The sequence below is a fragment of the Flavobacterium antarcticum DSM 19726 genome (assembly GCF_000419685.1).
Classification (GTDB): domain Bacteria; phylum Bacteroidota; class Bacteroidia; order Flavobacteriales; family Flavobacteriaceae; genus Flavobacterium; species Flavobacterium antarcticum.
In genome coordinates, this window is the sequence record NZ_ATTM01000010.1 from 1 (window position 1) to 24125 (window position 24125).

19 protein-coding genes, 1 tRNA gene and 1 pseudogene are annotated in these 24125 nt (G+C 34.3%); 12 read left to right on the top strand and 9 right to left on the bottom strand.

What is annotated here, in order from left to right; all coding sequences use genetic code 11:
- The 7 genes and pseudogenes from YWA_RS15780 to YWA_RS0114195 all read left to right on the top strand — a co-directional run.
- A pseudogene (locus YWA_RS15780) lies at window positions 1–901 on the top strand (hypothetical protein); the annotation flags it as partial.
- Window positions 902–1231: 330 nt separating this feature from the next.
- Window positions 1232–3520: a DUF7507 domain-containing protein gene (locus YWA_RS15195; protein ID WP_169627268.1), complete on the top strand. Its 2289-nt coding sequence runs from the start codon at window positions 1232–1234 to the stop codon at window positions 3518–3520.
- 82 nt (window positions 3521–3602) lie between these two features.
- Window positions 3603–4760: a gliding motility-associated C-terminal domain-containing protein gene (locus YWA_RS0114170; RefSeq protein ID WP_245557724.1), complete on the top strand. Its 1158-nt coding sequence runs from the start codon at window positions 3603–3605 to the stop codon at window positions 4758–4760.
- A gap of 15 nt (window positions 4761–4775) precedes the next feature.
- Window positions 4776–5705, top strand: a complete 930-nt coding sequence (locus YWA_RS0114175; protein WP_022829180.1) for a PorP/SprF family type IX secretion system membrane protein — start codon at window positions 4776–4778, stop codon at window positions 5703–5705.
- Entirely contained in the window at window positions 5674–7647 is a 1974-nt protein-coding gene (locus tag YWA_RS0114180) for an OmpA family protein (protein WP_245557725.1), read from the top strand. The genes YWA_RS0114175 and YWA_RS0114180 overlap by 32 nt, the downstream gene beginning before the upstream one ends.
- Before the next feature lie 927 nt (window positions 7648–8574).
- Window positions 8575–8760, top strand: coding sequence for a hypothetical protein (locus YWA_RS0114185; RefSeq protein ID WP_022829182.1), 186 nt, complete (start codon window positions 8575–8577; stop codon window positions 8758–8760).
- Window positions 8761–9327: 567 nt separating this feature from the next.
- Window positions 9328–9969, top strand: coding sequence for an SOS response-associated peptidase (locus tag YWA_RS0114195; protein WP_022829184.1), 642 nt, complete (start codon window positions 9328–9330; stop codon window positions 9967–9969).
- Window positions 9970–10060: 91 nt separating this feature from the next.
- Here YWA_RS0114195 and YWA_RS0114200 read toward each other — a convergent pair whose 3' ends face one another.
- From YWA_RS0114200 to YWA_RS0114215, 3 genes are all read right to left on the bottom strand, one after another.
- On the bottom strand, window positions 10061–10792 hold the full coding sequence (locus YWA_RS0114200) for a hypothetical protein (protein ID WP_022829185.1): 732 nt from the start codon (window positions 10790–10792) through the stop codon (window positions 10061–10063).
- A gap of 538 nt (window positions 10793–11330) precedes the next feature.
- A complete protein-coding gene (locus YWA_RS0114210; protein WP_026718831.1) occupies window positions 11331–12782 on the bottom strand; it encodes a tyrosine-type recombinase/integrase in 1452 nt (483 codons plus the stop codon).
- Window positions 12783–12833: 51 nt separating this feature from the next.
- Window positions 12834–12907: transfer RNA gene (locus tag YWA_RS0114215), tRNA-Met, on the bottom strand.
- 168 nt (window positions 12908–13075) lie between these two features.
- On the opposite strand from YWA_RS0114215, the gene YWA_RS0114220 reads away from it, so the two are divergent.
- Window positions 13076–13468, top strand: coding sequence for an START-like domain-containing protein (locus YWA_RS0114220; RefSeq protein WP_022829188.1), 393 nt, complete (start codon window positions 13076–13078; stop codon window positions 13466–13468).
- A 49-nt stretch (window positions 13469–13517) separates the two neighbouring features.
- A complete protein-coding gene (locus YWA_RS0114225) occupies window positions 13518–14354 on the top strand; it encodes an aminotransferase class IV (RefSeq protein ID WP_022829189.1) in 837 nt (278 codons plus the stop codon).
- Here YWA_RS0114225 and YWA_RS0114230 read toward each other — a convergent pair.
- The 5 genes from YWA_RS0114230 to YWA_RS0114250 all read right to left on the bottom strand — a co-directional run bounded on the left by YWA_RS0114230 (window position 14346) and on the right by YWA_RS0114250 (window position 18947).
- Window positions 14346–14906: a YqgE/AlgH family protein gene (locus tag YWA_RS0114230; RefSeq protein WP_022829190.1), complete on the bottom strand. Its 561-nt coding sequence runs from the start codon at window positions 14904–14906 to the stop codon at window positions 14346–14348. The two genes, YWA_RS0114225 and YWA_RS0114230, sit on opposite strands and share 9 nt — an antisense overlap.
- A 119-nt stretch (window positions 14907–15025) precedes the next feature.
- Window positions 15026–15298, bottom strand: coding sequence for an HU family DNA-binding protein (locus tag YWA_RS0114235; protein ID WP_022829191.1), 273 nt, complete (start codon window positions 15296–15298; stop codon window positions 15026–15028).
- 176 nt (window positions 15299–15474) lie between these two features.
- Window positions 15475–16422, bottom strand: coding sequence for a methionyl-tRNA formyltransferase (gene fmt / locus YWA_RS0114240; protein WP_022829192.1), 948 nt, complete (start codon window positions 16420–16422; stop codon window positions 15475–15477).
- Complete coding sequence (locus YWA_RS0114245; protein WP_022829193.1) at window positions 16422–18317, bottom strand: RecQ family ATP-dependent DNA helicase; 1896 nt, start codon at window positions 18315–18317, stop codon at window positions 16422–16424. Before YWA_RS0114245 ends, fmt begins: the two co-directional genes overlap by 1 nt.
- A gap of 78 nt (window positions 18318–18395) precedes the next feature.
- Window positions 18396–18947 carry an AAA family ATPase gene (locus tag YWA_RS0114250; RefSeq protein WP_022829194.1) on the bottom strand — a complete coding sequence of 184 codons (552 nt, stop codon included), beginning with the start codon at window positions 18945–18947 and terminating at the stop codon, window positions 18396–18398.
- A gap of 215 nt (window positions 18948–19162) precedes the next feature.
- Between YWA_RS0114250 and YWA_RS0114255 the strand changes: the two genes are divergently transcribed.
- Genes YWA_RS0114255 through murA form a run of 3 tightly spaced genes read left to right on the top strand, consistent with a single transcriptional unit; the run spans window position 19163 to window position 21542 of the window.
- Window positions 19163–19447, top strand: a complete 285-nt coding sequence (locus tag YWA_RS0114255; RefSeq protein ID WP_022829195.1) for a DUF493 family protein — start codon at window positions 19163–19165, stop codon at window positions 19445–19447.
- Window positions 19447–20172, top strand: a complete 726-nt coding sequence (locus tag YWA_RS15200) for a DUF4290 domain-containing protein (RefSeq protein ID WP_022829196.1) — start codon at window positions 19447–19449, stop codon at window positions 20170–20172. Before YWA_RS0114255 ends, YWA_RS15200 begins: the two co-directional genes overlap by 1 nt.
- 53 nt (window positions 20173–20225) lie before the next feature.
- Entirely contained in the window at window positions 20226–21542 is a 1317-nt protein-coding gene (murA, locus tag YWA_RS0114265; RefSeq protein ID WP_022829197.1) for a UDP-N-acetylglucosamine 1-carboxyvinyltransferase, read from the top strand.
- Between the two features lie 78 nt (window positions 21543–21620).
- Here the strand turns inward: murA and YWA_RS0114270 are convergent, their stop codons facing one another.
- Window positions 21621–24101, bottom strand: a complete 2481-nt coding sequence (locus YWA_RS0114270; protein ID WP_022829198.1) for a DUF5686 and carboxypeptidase regulatory-like domain-containing protein — start codon at window positions 24099–24101, stop codon at window positions 21621–21623.
- Between the last annotated feature and the right edge of the window lie 24 nt (window positions 24102–24125).

Consider the following 24125-nt stretch of genomic DNA (forward strand, 5'->3'; position numbering starts at 1 on the left):
TATTACTTATACAGACGGAACAACTTCTGCTACTGGAGATTTACGTGGTGCGGCAGGTGCTCCTGGTGCTGACGGAACTGATGGTGCTGACGGATCACAAGGAGGAATTGGTTTAATTTCTGATGGTACAAATACAACTGTTACTGGAGATGGTACGATAGCTACGCCTTACGTAGTGAGTACAACCGAAGGAGCTTTGACATCAGATGATTTAGAATTTGTATCTGGTACACCAGCAACGGCATTGCTAAAAGATGTTAAGGCAAATATCAAGGATGATGCTGTAACTGCATCAAAAATAAATGTTGATGTGGCAGGAAATGGATTAGTTCAAAATGCGACAACAGGAGCTTTAGAAGTAAATACAAATAATGGTATTACAATAACTAGTGATATCGTTCAATTAGGAGGAGATTTAGTCCAACCGACGACAATTACAACTACTTTGACAAATACTTTAGCAATTGCAGGTTTACAGACTGGTTCATCTACAGACAATATGATTGTTGCGGAACCTGGAACAGGAATTCTGAAAACGGTAAAATCAACACCTCGTTTCTTCTATATGCCAGCGGTTGTGTTTGATACATCCACTCCTGCAACTACTATAATTAGAGATTTATATTTAGAATATAAAAATCAGTTTGAAGGAAATGCATTAAGTATTGCTCATGGTGCAGCTGGATATTCAATCTCTTATACTGGAGGATTGGTCGGCAGTGCAGGATCCCCTGCAGATATTGATACATATGCAAGTGGAGAATTGTATTACTACATCTCTTACTATGATCAAGCTGTGTTTAGCAACTTAAGTATTAGTGCAGATGGAAAGCTTACCTACACAATTTTAGCGGGAGCTACTGATGTATCTTATATGAACATAGTATTTGTCGTGAAATAATAAATAAGTTTAGTGCTTCTGGGAAAAAAGCTCAGAAGCCAAAACTTATTTCTTTACAGTACAAAACTTGAAAATACTATTACAATGAATGACATTTTACAAAATACAGTGCAAAAAAAACTATACGCGATTTTCGTATTTTTTGTAGTACTACTTAGTAATGCAAATGCTTGGGCAGATGGTTCGAAAGATTTGTATCCTGCAGGAAAATCAGGTGTACGTGGATATTTACGTTCTCATACAGGTGTGGATGCTAATTATCCATTTGCCAATCATGGTACGCATTATGTGTATGCTAAAGTAGGAGAAATCATTACAGTAGCTTCTAGTGTGCAGGGGAGTGGAGGGAACTCAAAAATTATTCTTTTTGCTCCTAATGGAACTGAACTTTTTAACAATGTTACAGACGGTAAAATAGATAATAGAGCAGCAGAACTTGCGGGACCTCGTTTTGTAGGTGAGGCAGCTGGTGGAGACAAATATTTACCAATCTATCATACAGTAACTGTAACAGGAATTTATCGTGTACAGTTTGTGTCCACAGGAACCAGTAGTCCTACAAATCAATTCGCTGCAAATGCAAACTGGATTGAACCTGGAGGTAACTTTTCGGGCATATTTGCTTGGGATGTTTCTGTTATCAATACTACAAATAGTGGATTTGTAAAAGGTCGAGTATATACAAATGTCTTAAACCTTTCAAATGGAAATACGAATTATAACGTTGGATTTGATGGTATTTTTTATGTACTGACAAAAGATGGTTTTACGTATAAAGTTGATAACAATGGAAATAATGGAATTTGGTATACTTTCTATGCAAACAACGATGGATTTGTTAACGCTACTACGCAAGAGCCACTCTACAAAAGTTTAAATAAATCATCTGATTTCAAAACGCAAGCGCATAATCCAAATAGTGCTGATACTGAAAGACATATTACACATAAGCTGTTCTACACCTTACCTTCATCTGATTTGCCAACGTCTGGTACTGGAGCAGTTCCAGGCGGAACGACATGGTTGAAGAATCCAGTTATTGAGCCTGACGTTTCACAAGTTGAAATTGTTGGAGTAGATGGTACGCCAGGGCAGGTAGGTAATAAAGGAGGTTATATCAACTTTGAAGCTGGTGCTCAAGGACAATACACTATTAAAATTGAAAGTACAGACATGCCTAAAAAATTTGTAACACGTATTCTTAAAGGTTCATCGGTTTCAGGACTAAATAATATTTTATGGGACGGTAAAGGTGGCGATGGTAATTCCTTACCTATAGGAGATGTGCCTTCAAAAGTTACGGTACAACTGCAAGGAGCAGAGGTACATTTTCCATTTATCGATATGGAATATAATACATTGGGAACAAAAGTACAATTATTGGATAACACTGAATTAATTAACAACGGAAACGAAATTGTAAAATCTGATCTTGTTTACTGGAATGATATAGATATTACTCTCGCCACTAACGGTAGTAATCCAAATCCAATCAATAATAGTCACCTCAATGGAAGTACCGGTATAAGTAGTAGTGTAAATGGACATATTTACGGCATTGGTGGTACAGGTAGTGGAGCCCTATTTGGGGATAATAGAGCCATAGATACATGGACATTCATTAAAGGTCAAGAGGAGACGCTCGAAACTGTAGTAACTGTTAAAATAGCAGATTTAGAAATTCCTTCCATTACTCCAAGTAGAACTTATATAACTGAAGTTGGAAATGAAGTTACTTTTACTATCAAAGCTAGAAATAATGGGCCGAGTGATGTAGATGAAGTTCCTTTCAGTTTTATAGTTCCAGACGGCTTTGATCCTAGTAACATCGTTTTTACCGGAAATTCGTGCGGATCTGAAAATGTAGGACTGAGTTATAATCCTGCTACTCGAACGTACTCTTCAAGATTAGTATTGCCAAATGGTTGTGAAGTGGAATATGCAATTACTCTAACTGTTAATTCAAATATAAGCGTTGACAACTACGAATTTACTGCAACTATCATGAGACCAAATGATGTAACGGATCCTGATGCTACTAATCCAAATCCAGTAGTACCACCTACAGATCCTTTTTATGAGTGTGAAAATAATGGTTTAGGAGGTATTTGTAATAATATCAAGTCAACCTCGATTCTATTTACGCCGCCATATATTTTAGAAAAAGATGCTGTATTTAATGATGAGGATGGTGATGGTTTCTCAAAGCAAGGAGAGACAGTTACGTATACCTTGACAGTAAAAAATATTGGTGATATTGATATCTATGATATACAGTTGGAAGACCCTATGTTAGGTGGTCTAATCATTGCATTACCAATTGGAGATACTAATAGTGATGGAATTTTAAATTTAAGTGAAGAATGGATTTTTACTATAAGCTATTCATTGAAGCAAATTGATATAAAAAACAAAGGTTTGTATAATTTAGCTACAGTAAAAGGAAAAAACAGTCTGAATACAGATTTAACTCCACAAACTTCTTTAGACCCAACTCCTTTAGATCCGTTAAGTCCAAACTTTGACCCAAGTAGACCAAATCACACTTTTGTTCCATTGAAAGGGCGTAACCTTCTGATTACGAACCCTAACATCTATCAAAAAGTAAAACGTAACTAAAATGAAAAATATTTATTTACATAGCAGCGCATTACTCTTTCTGGCTTTTCAAAGCTTGAGTGCTCAAACTAGTAACACAGGCATGCTTTACATTAGTGAAGACACAAAGTTTTCAACTATCGGAGCTCTTGACAATCAAGGAACAGGAAAGTTTTATAACGATGGAGAAGCTTTTATATATAGTGATTTTAATAATGACGGCATTTTAGACTTTTATAATGAAACAGGCATTACGAGATTTATAGGTTCAGCAAATCAGATACTGAGCGGTACTAATACTAGTTTTCTTCACAACGCCTATTTTAATAATGCAAGTACCATAGTTCCATTTAAGGTTTCAGGTTTAGTCGATTTTAATGGTGTCGCAGATTTTTACGACGGAATTCTAGATAATCGTAATTTCGGAGGGAAAATTTCATTTAGTGGTAATGCGAACCATATTAATACCTCTGATTTAAGTCACGTGAATGGATCAGTAATCAAATTTGGTAATACAGATTTTATTTATCCAATTGGCGATAAGAATCTTTACCGTTTTGCAGGAATTTCTGCACCAGCAGATATTCTATCCACATTTACGGGGCAATACTATTTTGATAATTCAGATGTTCTTTATTCACATTCGAAAAAGCAGCCTGAAATTGAATTGATTAATAATATGGAATATTGGACTTTGACAAAAGAAGATGGTAAAAATGATATCTTACTGACCTTAAGTTGGGATGAGATTACGACAACTCCACTCAATATAATTGCTTCACCAGAGACTGATATACATATTGTTCGCTGGGATGAGAATTCTGACAGGTGGGTAGATGAAGGAGGTGTAGCCGATGTAAGTAGTAAAACAGTAACTACTGCTGTAGAAGTTAAAGGTTATGGTGTTTTTACGCTGGCTAGAATGAAAGCCCTAGATACGTCTTGTATTAAAATCTTTAATGTACTTACACCTAAAAAACAAGATGGTATAAATGATTACTTCTTTATTGAATGCATCAATAACTATCCAAATAATACTGTAGAAATTTTTAATAGGTGGGGTGTAAAAGTTTTTGGAACCAAAAATTACGATTCAAACGGAAACGTTTTTAAAGGATTTTCAGATGGAAGAACTACTATTGATGGAAGTGAAATGTTGCCAAGCGGAACGTATTTTTATATTTTAAGTTATGAAAAGGATGATGTTGCTAAACCTTATACAAAGAAGCAGTCTGGTTATCTTTATCTGCAAGCCGAATAAATCAAAAAAGAAAAAATGAGAATAAATAATAAAAATAAATCGTCCATTTTCTGTGTTTTGTTTCTGCTTGTAGCATTAGCAAGTTTTTCACAGCAAGATGCCCAGTTTACGCAGTATATGTATAATCCAGTGAATTTTAATCCAGCTTATGCTGGATCACGGGAAGTGCTTAGCGTTTTTGGTATGCACCGCACTCAATGGGTTGGACTTGATGGAGCACCCTCAACAAGTACGGTGTCCGGTCACAGTCCAATAAATAACAGCGATTTAGGAATTGGTGTTTCCTTCGTCAATGACCGAATTGGTCCTTCAGACGAAAACACAATTTCAGCCGACATTTCGTATTCAGTTCCTACATCAGATCGCTATAAATTAGCTTTCGGTTTGAAACTAACGGCTAACTTGCTAAATGTCGACTTTACAAAATTGACACAACAGCCCGGCGATTCACAATTAGAATACAATATAGATAATCGTTTTTCACCAAATATTGGAGCAGGCATTTTTTGGTATTCCGATCGATCATATATTGGACTTTCGGTTCCTAACTTTTTAGAAACAAAGCATTTTGATGGAGCTAAAAATTCTGCTTCTACGGAAAAGATGCACTATTACCTTATCGGTGGATATGTTTTTGATTTAACCCCAAACATCAAATTCAAACCTTCGGTTTTGGTAAAAGCGGTACAGCAAGCACCTCTTCAAGCTGATTTTTCTGCTAATTTTCTATTTAGTGAGAAGTTGACGCTTGGTGCAGCCTACCGATGGAGTGCGGCGTTCAGTGCAATGGTAGGGTTTCAGATTACAGACCGATTACTTGTCGGATATTCGTATGATGCTGAAAACACGAAATTAGCCAATTATAATTCAGGTTCGCATGAAATATTTCTACGATTCGAATTATTCAAAAATTATGACAAGATTATTTCACCAAGATTCTTTTAATATGAAAACTATAAAAATTAATTCCTTATTTATATTACTATTTGGAATCTACTCCATAAATCTGCATGCGCAAATATCAAAGATTAGTAAAGCAGATAAGGATTATGAAAACTATGCCTACATAGACGCAATCAAAACCTATGAAAGGGTTGCAGAAAAAGGTTTTAAGGATGCTGAAATGTTTAAGAAGCTTGGTAATGCCTATTATTTTAATGCTGAGCTGGACAAAGCAAATAAATGGTACACTGCCCTTTTCGAAATGACGAAAGAAGTGGAGCCAGAATATTATTTTAGGTACTCTCATTCGTTAAAATCAGTTGGCAAATACGGAGAAGCAAATAAAATGCTTGACCTATTCAACACTAAAAGTGGTAATGATTTACGAGCTAAATTGTATGAAAAAAATAAAGAGTACTTAAGTACAATTGAAGATTATTCAGGAAAGTATATCGTTGAAATTTTAAACATTAATTCGGCAGAGTCAGATTACGGTACTTCCTTTTATGACAATCAGATAATTTTTGCAAGTTCTAGAAAAGTAATTGGTAAGAATCAAAAAATGCAGCAATGGACGAATCAGGCATTTACTAGTTTATACGCTTCTGCGATTAATAGCGATAGTACTTTTCAAGAACCTCGACTTTTCTCCAAAGTGATAGATTCAAAATTTAATGAGGCTACTCCTGTATTTACAAGTGACGGATTAACGATGTATTTTACAAGGAATAATTATTTGGATGGAAAGAGAAAAAAAGACAGTAAAAAAGTTACTTTGTTAAAACTTTATAAAGCAACTTATAAAGAGGGTGGATTTACAGATGTTGTTGAACTTCCTTTTAATAGTAATGAATACAGCGCTGCACATCCTGCTTTAAGTCCGGATGAAAAAACGTTATATTTCGTATCCGATATGCCAGGTTCAGTTGGTCAATCTGATTTGTACAAGGTGGCGATTCATCAAGATGGAACATTTGGAACTCCTGAAAATTTAGGAAATAAAATTAATACGGAGGGAAAGGAAACTTTTCCATTCATTTCCTCGGATAATACGCTTTATTTTTCCTCTGACGGCCATCCTGGTTTAGGAGGTTTAGATGTTTTTATGGCTGAAATGGATGATAAAGGTTTTCGAGAAGTTACAAATATCGGCACTCCTATAAACGGACCAACTGACGACTTTGCATACTTATTTGACACCAAGACAAACACCGGGTTCTTTACTTCAAATAGAGAAGGAGGAATGGGTTATGATGACATTTATAAATTCACTGAAGTTGTACAATTGAATCAGGAACAAATACTTTCAGGCATAATAACTGACCTTAAAAGTGGCTTGGTGCTTAACCAATCAAAAGTTACCTTATTTGATGAAAATATGAAATTTGTGGAAACAACTTTTAGCGATGAAGAAGGCGCATATTCTTTTGATGTTGTGGCTGGTGCACAGCATTACGTGAGAGCTGAAAAAGAAAATTATAATACTGAAGAAAAACAGTTTCAAATTTCTAGCGAATCGGCGAAAAACATTTTATCATTTCAGCTAGAATCAATAATTACGCAGGTAAAAGTGGGAGATGATTTAGCAAAAGTATTCCACATCGAATTAATCTATTTTGACCTTGATAAATCTAATATTCGTCCAGATGCGGCAGCTGATCTTGCAAAAATTGCTGATGTCTTGAAACAGAATCCTACGATGAAGATTGCAATCCGTTCGCATACCGACAGCAGACAAACGCATCAATATAATGCGTCGCTTTCTGAACGTAGAGCAAAAGCGACTCTTAAATGGTTAATCAAAGACGGAATTAACAGTAGTCGAATGACAGCTAAAGGATTTGGTGAAACCGAGTTAGTGAACAATTGCAGTGATGGAATTGAATGCAGTGAAGTGCAACACCAAATGAATCGCAGAAGTGAATTTATAATAATAGCATTATAAAATGCATTTAATAACTATCATTTTACTAATTGTCGAAGTTGTACTGATGGTTTTTACTTCTAGAAAGCTTCTTATCGCTTTAACGGAAGATAACTACAAAGTGTTAAACGCATTTTTCTTTTATTCACTTTCTTTATTTTCAATTTGTTTGACAATATATCTCTCTTTAGGTTAGGTAAAATATACTGACAAAAAGAATTATTAACTACCGTAATTCTTCGATTGTAAATTAAACTATCAATCGAAAAAAATACAGTATTATAAAATTTTTGTAATAATCAATCATTAAATATTTGATTATTAAAACTTACTATGCTGTAAAATCAGTATGCTGAGAAATGGATTTAAATATTAATTCCACTAAACATTACAGTTGTTGAATAGTGCAAAGTCAAATTCGGATTCTCGTCTACTAACGAATGAAAGTGATCTTGTAGTAAATTTTATTGAACAATTAGGGAAATATTGATTTTGGGGCGAGAAAATGCATTTTAAAAATTTATAATTTATATAAAAAAGGTTCGCCGTTTAACATCGAACCTTTTTTAAATTTAACAAAGAAGATACTTTTTAATGTTTAGTTGAGATAAATTATTTTAATATTCAATATACATTTTTTGGTAAGTAATAAAAGATTCAATAGATCTTACCGCGACTCAATCGCTAGAATATATAATTTTTTGATGTGAAAATTAATTTTTGAACTTTAATAAGTATGGAAAATTAAACAGCACTTTTACATATATTTACGACAATTAATAAAATGATCAATTTACATTTAGTTGTTATTAGTGACTTAAAATTTGAAAAAAAATATTAAAATCAAATAAAATCAATGAACAGACTGTTAGTATTTCTCCTAGTAATTATGTTGACTAGTTGTGCAACAAGCGTAAGAACATAATTTATAAATACTAGTTTTAAAAATTGGAAGAAGACATTAAAATAATTGTCTTACAGAAATATGATATTTTGCCTCTAAATTCAAACTTAATAGAGGATTTGAAAATTGGCGATTCAGGATTTACCTTGAATTGCGGATATAATAAAGTTTTAGCATACGCAAAGACAGCAGCGAAAAATTCAGGGGCCAATATACTGCAAATCATTTAAGTGAAAGAACCAATCGCATTGGGAAGCAGTTGTTATCGTACTAGAGCAAAGATGTATGAGAATAGCGAGTCATAAGCTCTAGCTCCATTTCACGAAAAATTAGAATTAAAAAACAAATCCAGGATACCTTTGGATGGTGAATATGCTCTAATATACTTTACAGAACACAAAGTTTAACGGGCGCGTCTTTTACGGTTCATTAGAAACCACTGAAAACATTAGAATAAATGTCGAAAAAGGCAAAGAATATTTTGTAGGATGTGCTGTAACGATGGGAGTGATGCTTGGACGCCCAGAGATTATATTAATCGATAATAATTTAGGTATGAGAAAATTTGAAATAAGTGAGGGGAAGCAGCGTAAAATCTGACAATATCATTCTAATCGGTAAAAATTTTAAATAATCATAAATCCGATACTACACATCTCAAAATAGAATTGGATTGCTTTTTGTTACTGCCTCTAATTAATTAACTAGTTTACAATTATTGCGTGCTATGTATCTGTAAGTTCATAAAATAGTACAATCCATTTAGAAATTGTAAGAATTTAAAATTTGTACAACTTATGTGTTTCCACACCATCCAATCCAAACTAGCGAAACAAATTGAAAGGAGATTTAATGCCAAAATTCGCGACAAAAACCTATTTGAACCTCAAAATTCCATTAATGGTTTCGACTTTCCTAAAACTCCTGTTATTACTGATGAAAATCCGAGAGAAATTTTGCATTTCAACTGGGGTTTAATTCCAAGTTGGGCAAAGGATGAAAGTATAAGAAAAATGGCATTAAACGCACGAATGGAGACTTTAGATGTAAAACCATCTTTTAGAAACTTTATTGATAAAAGGTGTTTGGTTATTGCAAACGGTTTTTATGAGTGGCAGTGGCACGATACAAAAGGAAAGAATAAAACTAAATATGAAATTGGAATTGCCAACAATGACTTGTTTGCATTTTCAGGTATATATTCCCAGTGGGTAAATGACGTAACAGGAGAAGTTAAAAATACTTATTCTATTGTAACTACAGAAGCAAATGAATTAATGTCTAAGATACATAATATCAAAAGGAGAATGCCTATTATTTTAAAACCGGAGGACGAAGTGCAGTGGTTAAATCATGACAAGATTGGTAATTATGCATTACCGTATCAAGAAGAATTATTTGCAAATAAAGTAAATTCTGATATTTTATCTCTTTGGTAAATGTGATTTAAAAAGGTTCTAGTAAATCCTCTTTATTAGAACTTGGAAGACGACCTTTGTAGAGTACTCAGTGTAGATCAAAAAATTTTACTTATTTCTTCGAATTTATATCCTTGAAAACTACTGTTGTCAAGAATTTTATCGCCTCTTCATCAGTTAGAACTTGTTTTTTGATTTTAGGAAAATTTATTTTTTTTGATTTTTTAGCAATAGAAGGTATATCACTTTTTTGATCATTTCTTACTTTTATGGCGAGTAAGATTTCTGGATTTTTAATGAAGTGGTTTACCAAATCATCAATCACTTCTTCAAAATTCAGAGTACTTCCGTCTATACTGACTACATTTTGCAAATCATTCAGATGATTTTGTAAAATAATCCTTTGTTGCTCAAATGTGGATGTCGGATTGAATGACAAAATAGGCTTGTTATCTTTATAAATGTCTATTAAAACACTACATACCCAATCAAACGTTACTACAAACTGTATATATCTTTTTAGTATAAATTGATAACTACTAGGATTTAAAGTGTCTTTAAGTTCTACTAAACGAAAACAGTTCCGCTCCAAATTTCTCGCCCTAGTAATATTATATTCCGTAACTGAACGAGCAGAACTTAAATGGTTAATTGACAAATCGCTATTTACGATAAGCATCTTGTCTAAAAATTTTTCTTTGAAATCAGCGTTAACTTTTATCTGTCGAGTTTTAAGAATGTCTAGTGTTTTAACTTCATTAATCAATTGTTTTGGCACAAAAAAAGGAAAGCGATGAGCCACAACGCTACATAACTGATCAGAAATTTCTACTATCTCGTCCATTATAATCTCACATTAACTATTCTCAATAATTTCTACTTGCAGTTCACTCAATCCGAAAAAATCATAAGCTATCTTAATTATAGCGCTATTCGATTCATTAGTTTTAGCTTTAAATTCCAATACTTTTTTGGTTTCTTTCATCATGTAATGCGTTAATTCTGCTTCATATTAAGTGCTAAATGTAGTAAACTATTAAACATTAATGCAATAATACACCATATTTATGCTAGATCAATTCACTGTTTAGATGCTGTTTTTGACAATACATCTCATCAATTTTAATCTATTTGCAATGCACTATGAATGCTAATTGCACCTTTTCAAACACTTCGTTGCATGAAACTCAACAGTCTGTTTGTCATTTATAAACGTCCCGTTGCATACGCCAAGTGAATCCTTTCTGCTAGTAAAATATGGAGTTGCAACGTTGCATTGCAGTTTTATAGACTATTGCAAGCTAATTTTGCAACGTATATTAATAGGTATGCAAGTTCAAAAATGATGATGCAAAGTAAAACACTTAAATTCTTATATGATTTTATTCAAGATATGAAGAGAAGTCCTCGGGTAGTTCGGCATCAATATCACGTAGGTATTTTTCAAGAGCCGAAATGGTGGCATGACCTGTAATGAGCATCAACATACTTTTGGCAACTTGTGGTGTATGGGTTTCTCTCAATTTTCTGTACAATCTTGTGATGTAAGTATGTCTAAAACTATACAAGGTATAATCCTTATTTAATTCGAATTTCTTTTTTACGACCTCGTTAAAACGTTTGGAGAAATAATCTCTTCGGTTGTTTTCCTTTGTTTCGCATTCCATTGCGTAGCCATTTGGTGTAAATAAATAATGGTCGGGATTCATTACTGATAAGTCAGGTAATTCTTTAAGAAGAATTTCGGGAATAATCTTAATCTTAACAGGTTGATTTTTCGCACGAACGTGCAGTCTATTTTCTACAAGGTCAATGTCTTTAATTTTTAATCGACAAATTTCTATAGGTCTTAAATAACCATAAGAAATAAATTTAATGAAAAGTAGAAGTGTTTTGTCTTCTATCTCTAAGTAGTCATAAATATCTTTCTGTAATGCATCAGAAAACGTTTTATTGCGTTCGGGAATTGCTTTTAAAATTGGAATTTTTGCAACAAAATTGTCTGGGATAAACTCGTTATTTTCAAGTTCTTTAAAGAAAGAACTTAAATCTGTTCTATTGTTATTTCTGTTCCGTGGACTGGTTCGTTCTAATATTTCATTCAGATACTTTACAACATCTAGCTTAGTAATTGAAGTGATTGGTTTATTGATGTCAGGTAAAGCGTTTTTAAACTTATTAATTCTTCCTTGGAAATTTTGATAGGAAGTTTCGTTCATCATGTTCTTCTTTAATTTCAGCACAATTTCAAATGCTTCTTTAATTGAAATTTCTACTTCAACTGGTTTTTCTACAATAGATTTATTTTCAATTACGGGTGCATTATTATTGAATTCCACTTTAGGTAGCACAACTGCAACTTTTTTAGATTTTACCTTGTCAACAAGAGGTTTATTATTTAATTTACCATCTAAATAACTGAAATCATTTTTCTGATAAGGATTTGCACCTTGCATCAAAAGTTTTTCAAGGTTAGTCCGCATTACAGTAAGATAAGCAAAACGGTCTTTTTTAGATTTATAAGAATTTGCAATTCCTTTTATTGGATTTTGTCTCTTAAGTAATGCAGTGGTAGGATTTCGGAAACTATAATAAATGTACCAATCTTTTTTTAAGGCTTCTTGCTGTTGATCAAAAGTATAACTATCCCAATTGGTAATTTCAAGACCACCACTGTAGATTTTTGGGATTGAAAAGTCACGTTTATACATCGGATTAATTATTGAATGTTGTCCTAAATAATCTGCAATATACTGCAAATTAAATCCAAAACCGTATACTGAATCGTATACTAAAGCATTCATTTGATGTAAGGCACTCAAAATAGAAGACATAAAAAAACGGTTTAGATAGTCTAAACCGTTTACTGTCAATAAGTTAAAAAGTAGCGAAGACGGGAGTTGAACCCGTGACCTCAGGGTTATGAATCCTGCGCTCTAACCGACTGAGCTACCTCGCCAAAGTATGCGGTTGTTGCATCCTTGAATGCGGGTGCAAATATAAAGATTAATTACAATGTAGCAAATAAAATGTGCTAAAATATTTTATTTTTATAAATGCTTTTTTATTGTCTTTATATTGTATATATTTCCAAAAAAAATTATTCAAGCTTTACTATTTTTCACTTATGGAATCTAAAATAAAATACGAACTCGAATTTCCAATTAATTCATCGCCATCATTACTCTATCAGTACATTTCAACGCCATCTGGATTATCGGAATGGTTTGCAGACAACGTGAACTCTAGAGGGGAATTTTTTACATTTATATGGAACGATTCAGAGGAAAAGGCGAGGATGACCTCTAAAAAAAGCGGTGAGAAAATAAAATTTCGTTGGATAGACGAAGACAATAACGATACGGATTATTATTTTGAATTGAGAATACTCGAAGATGAAATTACAAAAGACGTTTCGTTAATGGTAATTGACTATGCTGCAGAAGATGAGGTTGAAGAAGCTTCGTTACTTTGGGAAAACCAAATTTCCGATTTAAAACACGTGATTGGTTCGGTATAAATTATTATAAAAGGTATATTTGCCCTGAATTTTAATTCAGGGTTTTTTTATGGTAAATTTTAATGGAACATTAGTTGAATCTACTGCAAATTCGTTAGCAGAAAATCGCGGATTCTTATTTGGAGACGGCGTTTTTGAAACATTTAAAATCGTAGACAATCGGATCTTATTTCTAGAAGACCATTATTTCCGATTGATGTCATCCATGCGAATCCTCCGGATGGAAATTCCAATGAATTTTACAATGGAATTTATTGAACAGCAAATCCAAGAACTTGTTGACGCAAATGAAGTTCAAAATTCTGCTCGAGTTCGAATGACCGTCTTTCGAAACAGCGGCGGTTTTTATTTGCCTACAACGAATAACATAAGCTATTTACTACAATCGTCGGAATTGAAATCAAAAGAGTATCTGGTGAATACAGCGCGATACGAAGTAGATTTGTTTAAAGACTTTTACGTTACCAAACAGTTGTTGTCGTCTATAAAATCAACAAATAAAGCAGTTCAGATCGTAGGAAGTATCTTTGCTGATGAAAATGATTTGCAAAATTGTTTGCTGTTAAATGACTCTAAGAATGTTATAGAAGCTTTAAATGGCAATTTATTCATGTTGAAAGACGGAAAGTTAACTACGCCACCAGTGAGCGAAGGTTGCTTGAACGGAATTATGAGAAAGCAAGTGTTGACTTTAGCAAAGAAGATGGAAATTGAACTGTCAGAAGAACCAATTTCGCCCTTTGATTTGCAAAAAGCAGATGAATTGTTTGTAACAAATGTAATTGCAGGTATTCAACCCATCACCAAATACCGCAAAAAAGATTTTGACACGGCATTTTCAACAAGTTTAATTCAAGAATTAAATGAAAAATTCATTCTAGTTTAGCGCTGGATTGTCAGGTGCATTGGACCAAATTAAATAGTCACCACCAAGTTCCAGTATCTTCTCTTTCCAAAAATGGGTAGTCGATTTTCCCAATATTTTATTCTCATGACTGTTTCTTGAAATAATCCACGAGTTTGTGGTCATTTCATTTTCTAGTTGATGCGCTTCCCATCCCGAGTAACCTAAGAAAAACCGGATATTATTCTTGTGAATTTTTCCCGCGTTGATCAAATCACGTGTAGATTCAAAATCACCGCCCCAATAAATTCCATTAGAAATTTCAATGCTATTGGGAATCAGGTCAGGAATATTATGTATGAAGTACAAATTATCTTGCTCCACAGGACCGCCGTTGTAAATTTTGAAGTTGGCATCAATCTCAGGAATTAAATCGTGAATGGTGTACTTTAACGGTTTATTGATAATAAAACCTACGGAACCATTTTCATCGTGATCTGCTAATAAAACGACAGACCGGTTAAATGAAGCGTCTCCCAAAGTGGAAGGTTCCGCGATAAGTAAGTGCCCTTTTTTTAGTTTATCTGATATCATTTATCTGAAGTTTTATTAAATTTAATCATAAAAAGATTAAAAATCCAAATAAAATCAACTTTTTTGCACAAAAAAAAGCCTTCACAAGGGAAGACTTTAATTTATATAAAGGTAAGTGATTAGTTTACACTACCTTCTAAATCTGCACCTGCTTTAAACTTTACAACGTTTTTTGCAGCAATTTTAATTGTAGCACCTGTTTGTGGGTTTCTTCCGTCTCTTGCAGCTCTGTTAGAAACTGACCAAGATCCAAAACCTACTAAAGAAACGCGTCCACCACCTTTTAATGTAGTACCGATATTTCCTAAAAATGATTCTAATGCTAATTTAGCTGCTGCTTTTGTAATTCCAGCGTCAGCTGCCATTGCATCGATTAATTCTGATTTGTTCATAATAATAGTGATTAATTGTTGGTTAAATATTTATGTTGCATAACAAATTTAGTAGGAATTCATTACTACACAACATATTTGAAGTTTTTTTATCTTGATTGTTAATAACTTTGCTAAATTGTTGATAAACTTTATTGCTTTTTTAAAAATTCAGCTCAAATCACTGTTTATAACGCCTAGCAAGCGGTCGCCTCGCTTGAAAAAGTGGTTCCATTCAAAATCTCTTTGCAAGTCATTTTTTTCTTTCCAGGCAATTGCAATTCTAAAAGTGAAATGTAACCATTTTCTACCGCCACTTTCATTGCATTTTTATCGGTAACGACTGAACCTATTTTTAAATCGTGCGGTTCTTGTTCCCATTTTGCATCATATACTTTTACATTAAGCTCCTTCCCGCGGTCGTGAAGCATAAAATAAGAGGCAGGATAAGGCGATAATCCCCGAATCAAATTATAAATAGATTCGCCGGAAGCATCCCAATTTATTTTGCAATTCTCCTTATTTAGTTTATTGGCTGTTTTTAATACATGAGAATCCTGTTGAATGGTAGTCACAACATGTCTACTTTCAATTAAAGAAAGCGTTTCAACAACAGTTTCGCTACCTAAAACCATAAGTCGGTCGTGCAAACTTCCCGCATTTTCAGTTGGTTCAATCGCAATTTCTTTACTCAAAATCATCGCACCCGTGTCAATTTTGTCGTCGATAAAAAAAGTAGTAACACCCGTTTTTTTATCTCCGTTGATGATGGCCCAATTTATGGGAGCTGCTCCACGATAATCCGGAAGTAACGACGCATGTAAATTAAAAGTGCCAAATTCAGGCATTTCCCAAACTACTTTCGGTAACATTCTAAAAGCGACAACTACTTGTAAATTAGCTTTTAGTGCTTTTAATTCAGAAATAAATTGTTCGTCTTTTAAATTTGTGGGTTGTAGTAAATTCAAATTATGGGAGACGGCATATTCCTTTACAGCAGAATATTTTATCTTCTGACCGCGACCTGCCGGTTTATCAGCTGCAGTTATAACACCTACAACTTCATAGTTGTTTTTTAAAATACTGTCGAGAATTCCTACGGCAAAATCAGGCGTTCCCATAAATACAATTCGTAATTTCTCCATTATTTTTTTAATCGATAGTGATTGTTGGGCAGAATTTCTACCACGTTATGTTCTAATAATTCTTGTAACGCAAAGATAACTTGATTTGAAGGTTGACGGGTCACTTTTTCTAAACTTCTTGAGTCTAAGGTGGCGTCTGATAATGCTGTTATGATCAGATTAGTAGTTGAAATGGCTTTTGGTTGTTGTTTTTTCAACGTGATGCAATACGAACAAATCCCGCAATTTTCCTTTTTATCTTCGCCAAAATACCTCAAGATCAATTTTGATTTACACTCGTTTTTAGTCGAAACGTATTTTAAAACAGAATGCAATTGCTTCGTTTTTAATTCATTTTGCACAACTAAAAATTTAGAAACCCGATTGATCGTTCGTTCGTCCTCTCTGACTTCATTAAAAATAATTGTGCTGTCGCTTCCATTTGCTGTATAAGAAATGATTTCTTTTTTATGCAATTGTGCTAAAATACCTAATACCACTTCTTGCGTCGTTTGTGCTTTTTTAGCAATCAAAACAACATTCATAACAGCCGGAATTTCGTAAATTCCCGGATACGTTCGTAACATGGTCAGAATTACTTCTTCTTGATGGCTGTTCAAACTCATGTAGCGAATCACTTCTTTAGAAGGAATCAAGAATTGCACTGTGATTTTTTGTGAAAATTCTTGTGAAAGTGTCACGATACCTTGACGATCTAGAAATTGAATGGCATTGAATGTCTTCAAAGTGGGCAACTGATATTGACTGCAAAACACATTCAGGTTGAAGGTGTAACTGTCGTCAATTCCTTCGCCGTAACCGATCCTGAAAAACGAGTTGAGCTTTTTGTAGACTTTCGTCAAAAATTCCTTGTCCGGTAAAACCGCTAAAAACTGCCCTTCGGCTTGTAAATAATCAGAAGGACTATTGAGTAAAACGGCAAATGCTTTCTGACCATTTCGGCCACAACGACCCGCTTCCTGGTAGTAGCTTTCCATCGAATCGGGAAGTTGAATGTGAATCACGGTTTTTACATTTCCTTTGTCAATTCCCATTCCAAAAGCATTTGTGGCCACAATGACTTGCACTTTTTCAGAAGTCCAAAGCGTCATGTTTTTGTTTTTTTCAATAGTAGACAATCCGCCGTGATAATAAGTGGCAGGAATTCCAGATTGCTGCAATTGTCTAGAGATTTCGACACAAGATTTTCGGTTTCTCACATAGATGATCGAAGGTTCAGGGTTTTTCTTTAAAATTTGAACCATCCGATGCAACTTGTCTTCTACTTCAAAAACCATATAAGCGATATTGTCGCGGTCAAAGGATTTTTCAAAAAGCGTAACGGCTTCCAATTTTAAAATGGAAATGATGTCTTGCTTCACTTGAGGAGTCGCTGAAGCAGTTAAAGCCAAAACAGGTGTTTTTGGAAAATGTGTTTTGAGATTTGTAATTTTCAAATAAGCCGGTCGAAAATCATTTCCCCATTGCGAGATACAATGTGCTTCATCAACCGCAATCAAATTAATAGGCAAACTTTTAAGACGCTCTAAAATCCAATCTGACTGCAACCGTTCAGGAGAAAGGTATAATAATTTATAATTTCCATATTGACAATTGTCCAGCAAATTACTTACTTCATCCGCCGAAATCCCTCCCGTCAATCCAATTGCTTTGATTCCTTTGGTTTGTAAATTTTCGACTTGGTCTTTTATCAATGAAACTAAAGGCGAGACAACTAGCGTAAGCCCGTCTTGCAGAAGTGCAGGTATTTGGTAGCAAATTGATTTTCCACCACCGGTTGGCAATTGAGCGAATGTGTCTTTTTGAGCCAACACATTTTCAATAATTTCAGCTTGTAAACCTCTAAAATTATCGTGATTCCAATACTTTTTGAGCAGTTGAAGAGCGTCGTTCATAGCGTTTCGTTGCGGAAATTATTTTAACTAAAGTACTACATTTTTAGCAATTTCGTGCCTATTTCCGCAGCTGATTTCTTAGTTGGAAACCGACTGATTTACATTTTCCAGTATAAAAGTAATGCGGTCGCTTAAGGAACCTTTCGGCACTTCAATCAAATCATATCCGTATTTTTGATACGTTTCCTTCAAGTGGTCGTAAATTAATTTGGCTTGCTCGTAATTTTCATAACGTGCATCATCGCTGATGTAAATTTCTTCCCAAGGCGGAAGAATGAAAATTTTAGTGTACTTGTGTTCTTTACAACAGGCATCAAAATGTGGAGGATAACTGTCGCCAATATAATGCATGTAAGCCAAAACATCAGGAATGCCACGGTCTAAAAAAACGATGGATTCGGTTTCATCACAAGCATTTTGGAACTGCTTTTTTCTACCTTCTAAAAGTAACTCGCTAAAAAGTAATGGGTTTTCCAGGAACAATTGCTCGATGCCTTGTTTTTTCGCCTCCATCGTAACTTCGCGCGAAATTTCAGGGTAACAACAATATCCTTGGTTAAGTAAGCCTTCGATAATGGTCGTTTTTCCTGTGCCAGGTCCGCCAATAATTACAATTATTTCCTTTTGCATTTTTTTGAAATAAGGGGCAAATTTACTCAAACATTTTTAGATAACGAAAGTATTTTGAATTCCTTTCACGGTTTTTATAGTTAAATTGTTTTAGATCCGTTTAAACAGGTGTTCAAAACAATTTTTCTGGCGTTAAAATACCTTAAAGCCTTGATAAAAAACTTTAAATTCTATATCTTTTGACGTATATTTGTTCTCTATTTTCAAAATTTAAGATGGATAAAAAAACAGAAGAATTTTACGTACGTTTGAAGGAAGAATTAAGTAATACTTCACTTTGGCCTTCAGAATATCTTTATAAATTTATCGTTCCTTCAGAACTAAATAAGATTAATGAAATTGAAAATGCATTCAATGATATGGGTGCCGTAATCAAAACACATCAATCCAAAACAGGAAAATACACAAGTGTTTCGGTCAATGTACGGATGAAAAGTCCAGAAGCTGTTATCGAAAAATACATACAAGTTTCAGGAATTGAAGGCATAATTTCACTATAATGATAAAGGAAAAGAAATACAGTAAGGAATCTGCAAACGATGTGGTGTTTAATTTAGAATACAATTCTGAACGTCCGCATTTGATGATTCCGGAATACGGAAGACACTTGCAAAAGTTGATCAACCAAGCCGTTGCCGTAGAAAACCGTGACGAACGAAATAAAATGGCCAAGTACATCATCCAAGTAATGGGAAATTTAAATCCTCATTTACGCGATGTGCTTGACTTCCAACACAAACTTTGGGACCAGTTGTTTGTAATGTCTGATTTTAAATTAGACGTAGATTCTCCTTATCCTATACTTTCGCGAGAAGTACTGCAAATGAAGCCGGATAAATTAGAATATCCACAGGCTTTCCCGAAATACCGTTTTTATGGAAACAACATCAAATACATGATTGATGTTGCCAATAAATGGGAAGACGGAGATTTAAAAAGTGCGTTGATAAAAGTGATTGCCAATCACATGAAGAAATCGTACTTGAGTTGGAACAAAGACACCGTGAAAGACGACGTTATTTTTGAACACCTGTATGAATTGTCTGATGGAAAAATCAATTTAGTAGAAAGTTCGGAAGAGTTGCTCAATACAAATGATTTGTTACGAACGAATCAGCGAAGTTCCAATAAAATTTCAGCAACGACTTCGCAAAAGCCTAAGATTATGAAAAAAGGCAAACCGACGAATCCAGTTCATAAAAATCAAAATAGAAAACCACAATAGCAAAAGCAATTTCTAGAAATTGTGCAGCTGTTTTTAAGAAAATAATTTTATAAATGGGAGTTTTTAAAATAGAAGGCGGCATTCGTCTTAAAGGAGAAGTGATTCCACAAGGAGCTAAAAATGAAGCATTACAAATTTTGTGTGCCGTACTTTTAACACCTGAAAAAGTAACGATTAATAATATTCCAGATATTATTGACGTCAATAAATTGATCGCAATATTAGAACATTTAGGCGTTAAAATTCAACGAAACGGAAAAGGATCTATTACATTTCAAGCTGATGAAGTGAATATTGACTATTTAGAAACCGAAGCATTTAAAAAAGAAGGCGGTTCTTTGAGAGGTTCCATTATGATTGTTGGTCCTCTTTTAGCTCGATTTGGAAAAGGATACATTCCAAAACCAGGTGGAGACAAAATTGGTAGACGACGTTTAGATACGCATTTTGAAGGCTTCATCAACTTAGGTGCCAAATTCAGATACAACCGCGAAGACCACTTTTACGGAGTGGAACAAACGGAAGAAGGATTAAAAGGAGCAGACATGTTGCTGGACGAAGCGTCAGTAACCGGAACGGCAAACATTGTAATGACCGCTGTTTTAGCAAAAGGAATTACAACCATTTACAATGCAGCATGTGAACCGTATTTGCAACAATTATGTAAGATGTTGAATTCCATGGGTGCTAAAATTACCGGCGTTGGTTCCAACTTATTGACAATTGAAGGCGTGACAAGTTTAAATGGTTGTACACACCGAATCTTGCCGGACATGATTGAAATTGGTTCGTGGATTGGTCTTGCCGCCATGACTCGTAGCGAAATTACTATTAAGGATGTGAGTTGGGAAAATTTAGGATTGATTCCATCCACATTCAGAAAATTAGGGATTACCTTAGAAAAACGCGGAGACGACATTTATATTCCAGAACACAAAGACGGATACCAAATAAAAACCGATATTGATGGTTCAATTCTTACGGTAGCTGATGCTCCTTGGCCTGGTTTTACACCTGACTTATTGAGTATCGTATTAGTAGTTGCTACTCAAGCAAAAGGCGATTTGTTGATTCACCAAAAAATGTTTGAAAGCCGTTTGTTTTTTGTAGATAAATTAATTGATATGGGTGCGAAAATTTTGCTTTGTGACCCGCATCGTGCCGTGGTAATGGGACATAATTTCCAATCACAATTGAAAGCAACGACAATGTCTTCACCAGATATTCGAGCGGGAATTTCCTTGTTGATTGCTGCACTTTCTGCAAAAGGAACGAGTACCATTCAAAACAGCGAACAAATTGATCGTGGATACGAGCGTATTGACGAACGATTGAGAGCTTTAGGAGCTAAAATAGTAAGAGAGGATTAATTCCCGTATATTCAAAATAAAAAAAACCGAAGTTCAAATAAATGACTTCGGTCTTTTTTGTGCTTGTTTGTGACCTTTTTAATTCAATACGTCTAGGAATTTCAATCCAAAAACGACGCCATCTCCTTGATAACCGTTTTGGTACGAACGCACATAATCAAATCTAAATATTTTAAATTTTCCAAAACCCAATCGGTCTAAACCAACGCTGAATTCCTGATACGGTTTGCGATCTGGAGTCGAAAGATTGTGAAATCCTACAATTAATGTGGTATTCAGTTTGTTGAGAAGCGGAATTTTATTCATTATAAATCCTTCAAAATTATGTTCAGCATGCAGTTCAAAATACGAATCGTTTGTACTGTTTGTATAGTAAGGCATAAGGTTAAATACGTTTAAGTAACTAAAGCCAGTTCCAACATGTGTTTGATTTCCATTAAAATGTTGGTAATCTATAAAAGAGATATTTTCTGCATTAAAGAATTTTCCTCCCTTAATATTGGTTGCAAAACTTCCTTTATTGCCTAAAACTTTGCTGTAAAACACGCGACCTGAAATTTGTTCGTACGCATAATTTTTATCGGTTGCAGCAAATGCTTTTTCAACATTGAAAAATAAAGTTGGATATTTCGAATTTCGAACCTTCAATTTGCTATCAGGTCTAGAGATGTATTTTTGACCAAAATTAATTACGGTTCCAATGCTAGCTTTCGTTAAATGATGCGTTTCAAAAGCGGGTGTGGTGTAATCATTTGGAGCCAACGGATTATTAGAAGTGAATGCGTCATTGTTTTTTATGATGACAAAATCCGTGTTATTAAACAAGTTTTTCCGTTGTTCATATGCAACTGCCGCCGAAAGATAAACGCCATTTGCCACGTCTCGACCAAATGCAATTCTAGCAAATTCCTTATTGTACAACTTCATAAAGTTATTTTTGAAAAAGAGCGTACTCACAGAATTTACTAATTTAGAAATGGGTTCAGTTTCATTAAACTGACTTACGGTTGTTCCTCCAGATACAGTTAAAGTGGCGTAATTTTGTGTATTGAATCGGTGCGTAAAATTCCCCATAACGCGAAGCCGCTCTTCAGCAAACCCATAATTAAAGGTCGATTTAATTCGAGTGTATTTGCCGTTTTCTTCATTAAATTTGGTATAAGAAAAACCACTGTTCAAATTATAACCTTGAACGGTATTGTAACTCAGGGATGTGAAGTCAATCAAACCATCGTACGATAAGGTATAGTTTTTCTTTGAATTTCTATAACTGTATCCGGTGGCAAGATCTAAAATTTTAAACTTGTTGTGTTTCGCATCAATAGAATCCAGGTACTTGTCTGATTTTCGTAAAATTTGTAAACTGTCTTTTTTGATGTAATCCTTATTTTCCTCCATTGTCAAAGGCACAGGTCTTGCAGTATTCCAAAAAGTACTGTCTTTTTTATTGGCATTGTCTTCAAAACTCAGAATTTCATTGGTGAATGTCTTTTTTGAAAATTCATCCGGAAATTCATAATTAGTAAAAACATGCGTGAATTTCCCCAAAAATGTAATTCCAAAAGCACCAGCATTGAACTCTAAAGATTGACTGTTTTTAGACCAAATGTGAGTTTTAGTATTGTAGCTGAAATTTTGTTTTAAATTCATGGTGTTCATGAATTCTTGTTTCGCACGATAACCTTTGATGTCAACATCGACTCCGTAAATGGCCCAACTGTCTTCGGCAATATAAATGTAGCCTTCAAAAACAGGTTCGGCATCACGTTTTGGAACCAACTTGATTTTATTAATCATTTGATTGTTTTCGTCTTGAAAAGTACCTTCTAAAACATATTTATAATAGCTAAACGCATTGTCAGCGATAGGTGAAATCATTTTGGCACCCAAAGAAACGGTATTGTTGTAAAAATCAAAAGCACTTCCACGAGCCGAATTGTAACTGTAACCATTGTCGTTTCCGCTGATTTTAGAGGCAATAATTCGTTCCTTGAAATTGTTGGGTTTCTCATACATGATTTTTGAAATCGTCTCTGAAAGGTAAATAATTCCCGTTCCTGTAGAATCTAGAGAACCATCCATATCGCCAATTTCTTGACCAAATATTTTTTTAGGAGCATCTTTTAATTTGAAAATTCCTCTTGAATAGAAATCGGCTTTAAAGCGAGCCGTCCGGTCTGAATTGTCTTTTCGTGCGGCAATTGCTTTTCGAATAACACGATCGGCTGGATTGTCCTTCTTGTTGATAACCACTTCGGCTAAATCAATATTTTCCTCTGCTAATTTAACATTTAATTCGTGTGGAAATGACGAGATTGTTACGGTTTTCTTTAACGTCTTGTATCCTAAATATTGAAATATTATCGTGTAAGTTCCGGTCGTTTTTACATTGAGTTCATAACTCCCTTGGTCGTTTGAAGATGTTCCGTTGTACGTATTTTCGATAAATATGGATACTGCAGGAAGCGTGAGTCCATTGTTGTCGGTAACAGTTCCTCTTATTTGTGCAGATAAAACTGCAGTAAAGAAGAAAAATAAAAGCATAGTAATTTTTTTCATAAACGAGGTTGGTTTTTGGCTATA

What these genes read in the sequence shown, in the direction of transcription:
- YWA_RS0114170 (WP_245557724.1), top strand. Translation starts at nt 3,603, where the DNA reads ATGCTTTACATTAGTGAAGACACAAAGTTTTCAACTATCGGAGCTCTT.
- YWA_RS0114175 (WP_022829180.1), top strand. Translation starts at nt 4,776, where the DNA reads ATGAGAATAAATAATAAAAATAAATCGTCCATTTTCTGTGTTTTGTTT.
- YWA_RS0114180 (WP_245557725.1), top strand. Translation starts at nt 5,674, where the DNA reads ATGACAAGATTATTTCACCAAGATTCTTTTAATATGAAAACTATAAAA.
- YWA_RS0114195 (WP_022829184.1), top strand. Translation starts at nt 9,328, where the DNA reads ATGTGTTTCCACACCATCCAATCCAAACTAGCGAAACAAATTGAAAGG.
- YWA_RS0114200 (WP_022829185.1), bottom strand. Translation starts at nt 10,792, where the DNA reads ATGGACGAGATAGTAGAAATTTCTGATCAGTTATGTAGCGTTGTGGCT.
- YWA_RS0114210 (WP_026718831.1), bottom strand. Translation starts at nt 12,782, where the DNA reads ATGTCTTCTATTTTGAGTGCCTTACATCAAATGAATGCTTTAGTATAC.
- YWA_RS0114220 (WP_022829188.1), top strand. Translation starts at nt 13,076, where the DNA reads ATGGAATCTAAAATAAAATACGAACTCGAATTTCCAATTAATTCATCG.
- YWA_RS0114225 (WP_022829189.1), top strand. Translation starts at nt 13,518, where the DNA reads ATGGTAAATTTTAATGGAACATTAGTTGAATCTACTGCAAATTCGTTA.
- YWA_RS0114230 (WP_022829190.1), bottom strand. Translation starts at nt 14,906, where the DNA reads ATGATATCAGATAAACTAAAAAAAGGGCACTTACTTATCGCGGAACCT.
- YWA_RS0114235 (WP_022829191.1), bottom strand. Translation starts at nt 15,298, where the DNA reads ATGAACAAATCAGAATTAATCGATGCAATGGCAGCTGACGCTGGAATT.
- fmt (WP_022829192.1), bottom strand. Translation starts at nt 16,422, where the DNA reads ATGGAGAAATTACGAATTGTATTTATGGGAACGCCTGATTTTGCCGTA.
- YWA_RS0114245 (WP_022829193.1), bottom strand. Translation starts at nt 18,317, where the DNA reads ATGAACGACGCTCTTCAACTGCTCAAAAAGTATTGGAATCACGATAAT.
- YWA_RS0114250 (WP_022829194.1), bottom strand. Translation starts at nt 18,947, where the DNA reads ATGCAAAAGGAAATAATTGTAATTATTGGCGGACCTGGCACAGGAAAA.
- YWA_RS0114255 (WP_022829195.1), top strand. Translation starts at nt 19,163, where the DNA reads ATGGATAAAAAAACAGAAGAATTTTACGTACGTTTGAAGGAAGAATTA.
- YWA_RS15200 (WP_022829196.1), top strand. Translation starts at nt 19,447, where the DNA reads ATGATAAAGGAAAAGAAATACAGTAAGGAATCTGCAAACGATGTGGTG.
- murA (WP_022829197.1), top strand. Translation starts at nt 20,226, where the DNA reads ATGGGAGTTTTTAAAATAGAAGGCGGCATTCGTCTTAAAGGAGAAGTG.
- YWA_RS0114270 (WP_022829198.1), bottom strand. Translation starts at nt 24,101, where the DNA reads ATGAAAAAAATTACTATGCTTTTATTTTTCTTCTTTACTGCAGTTTTA.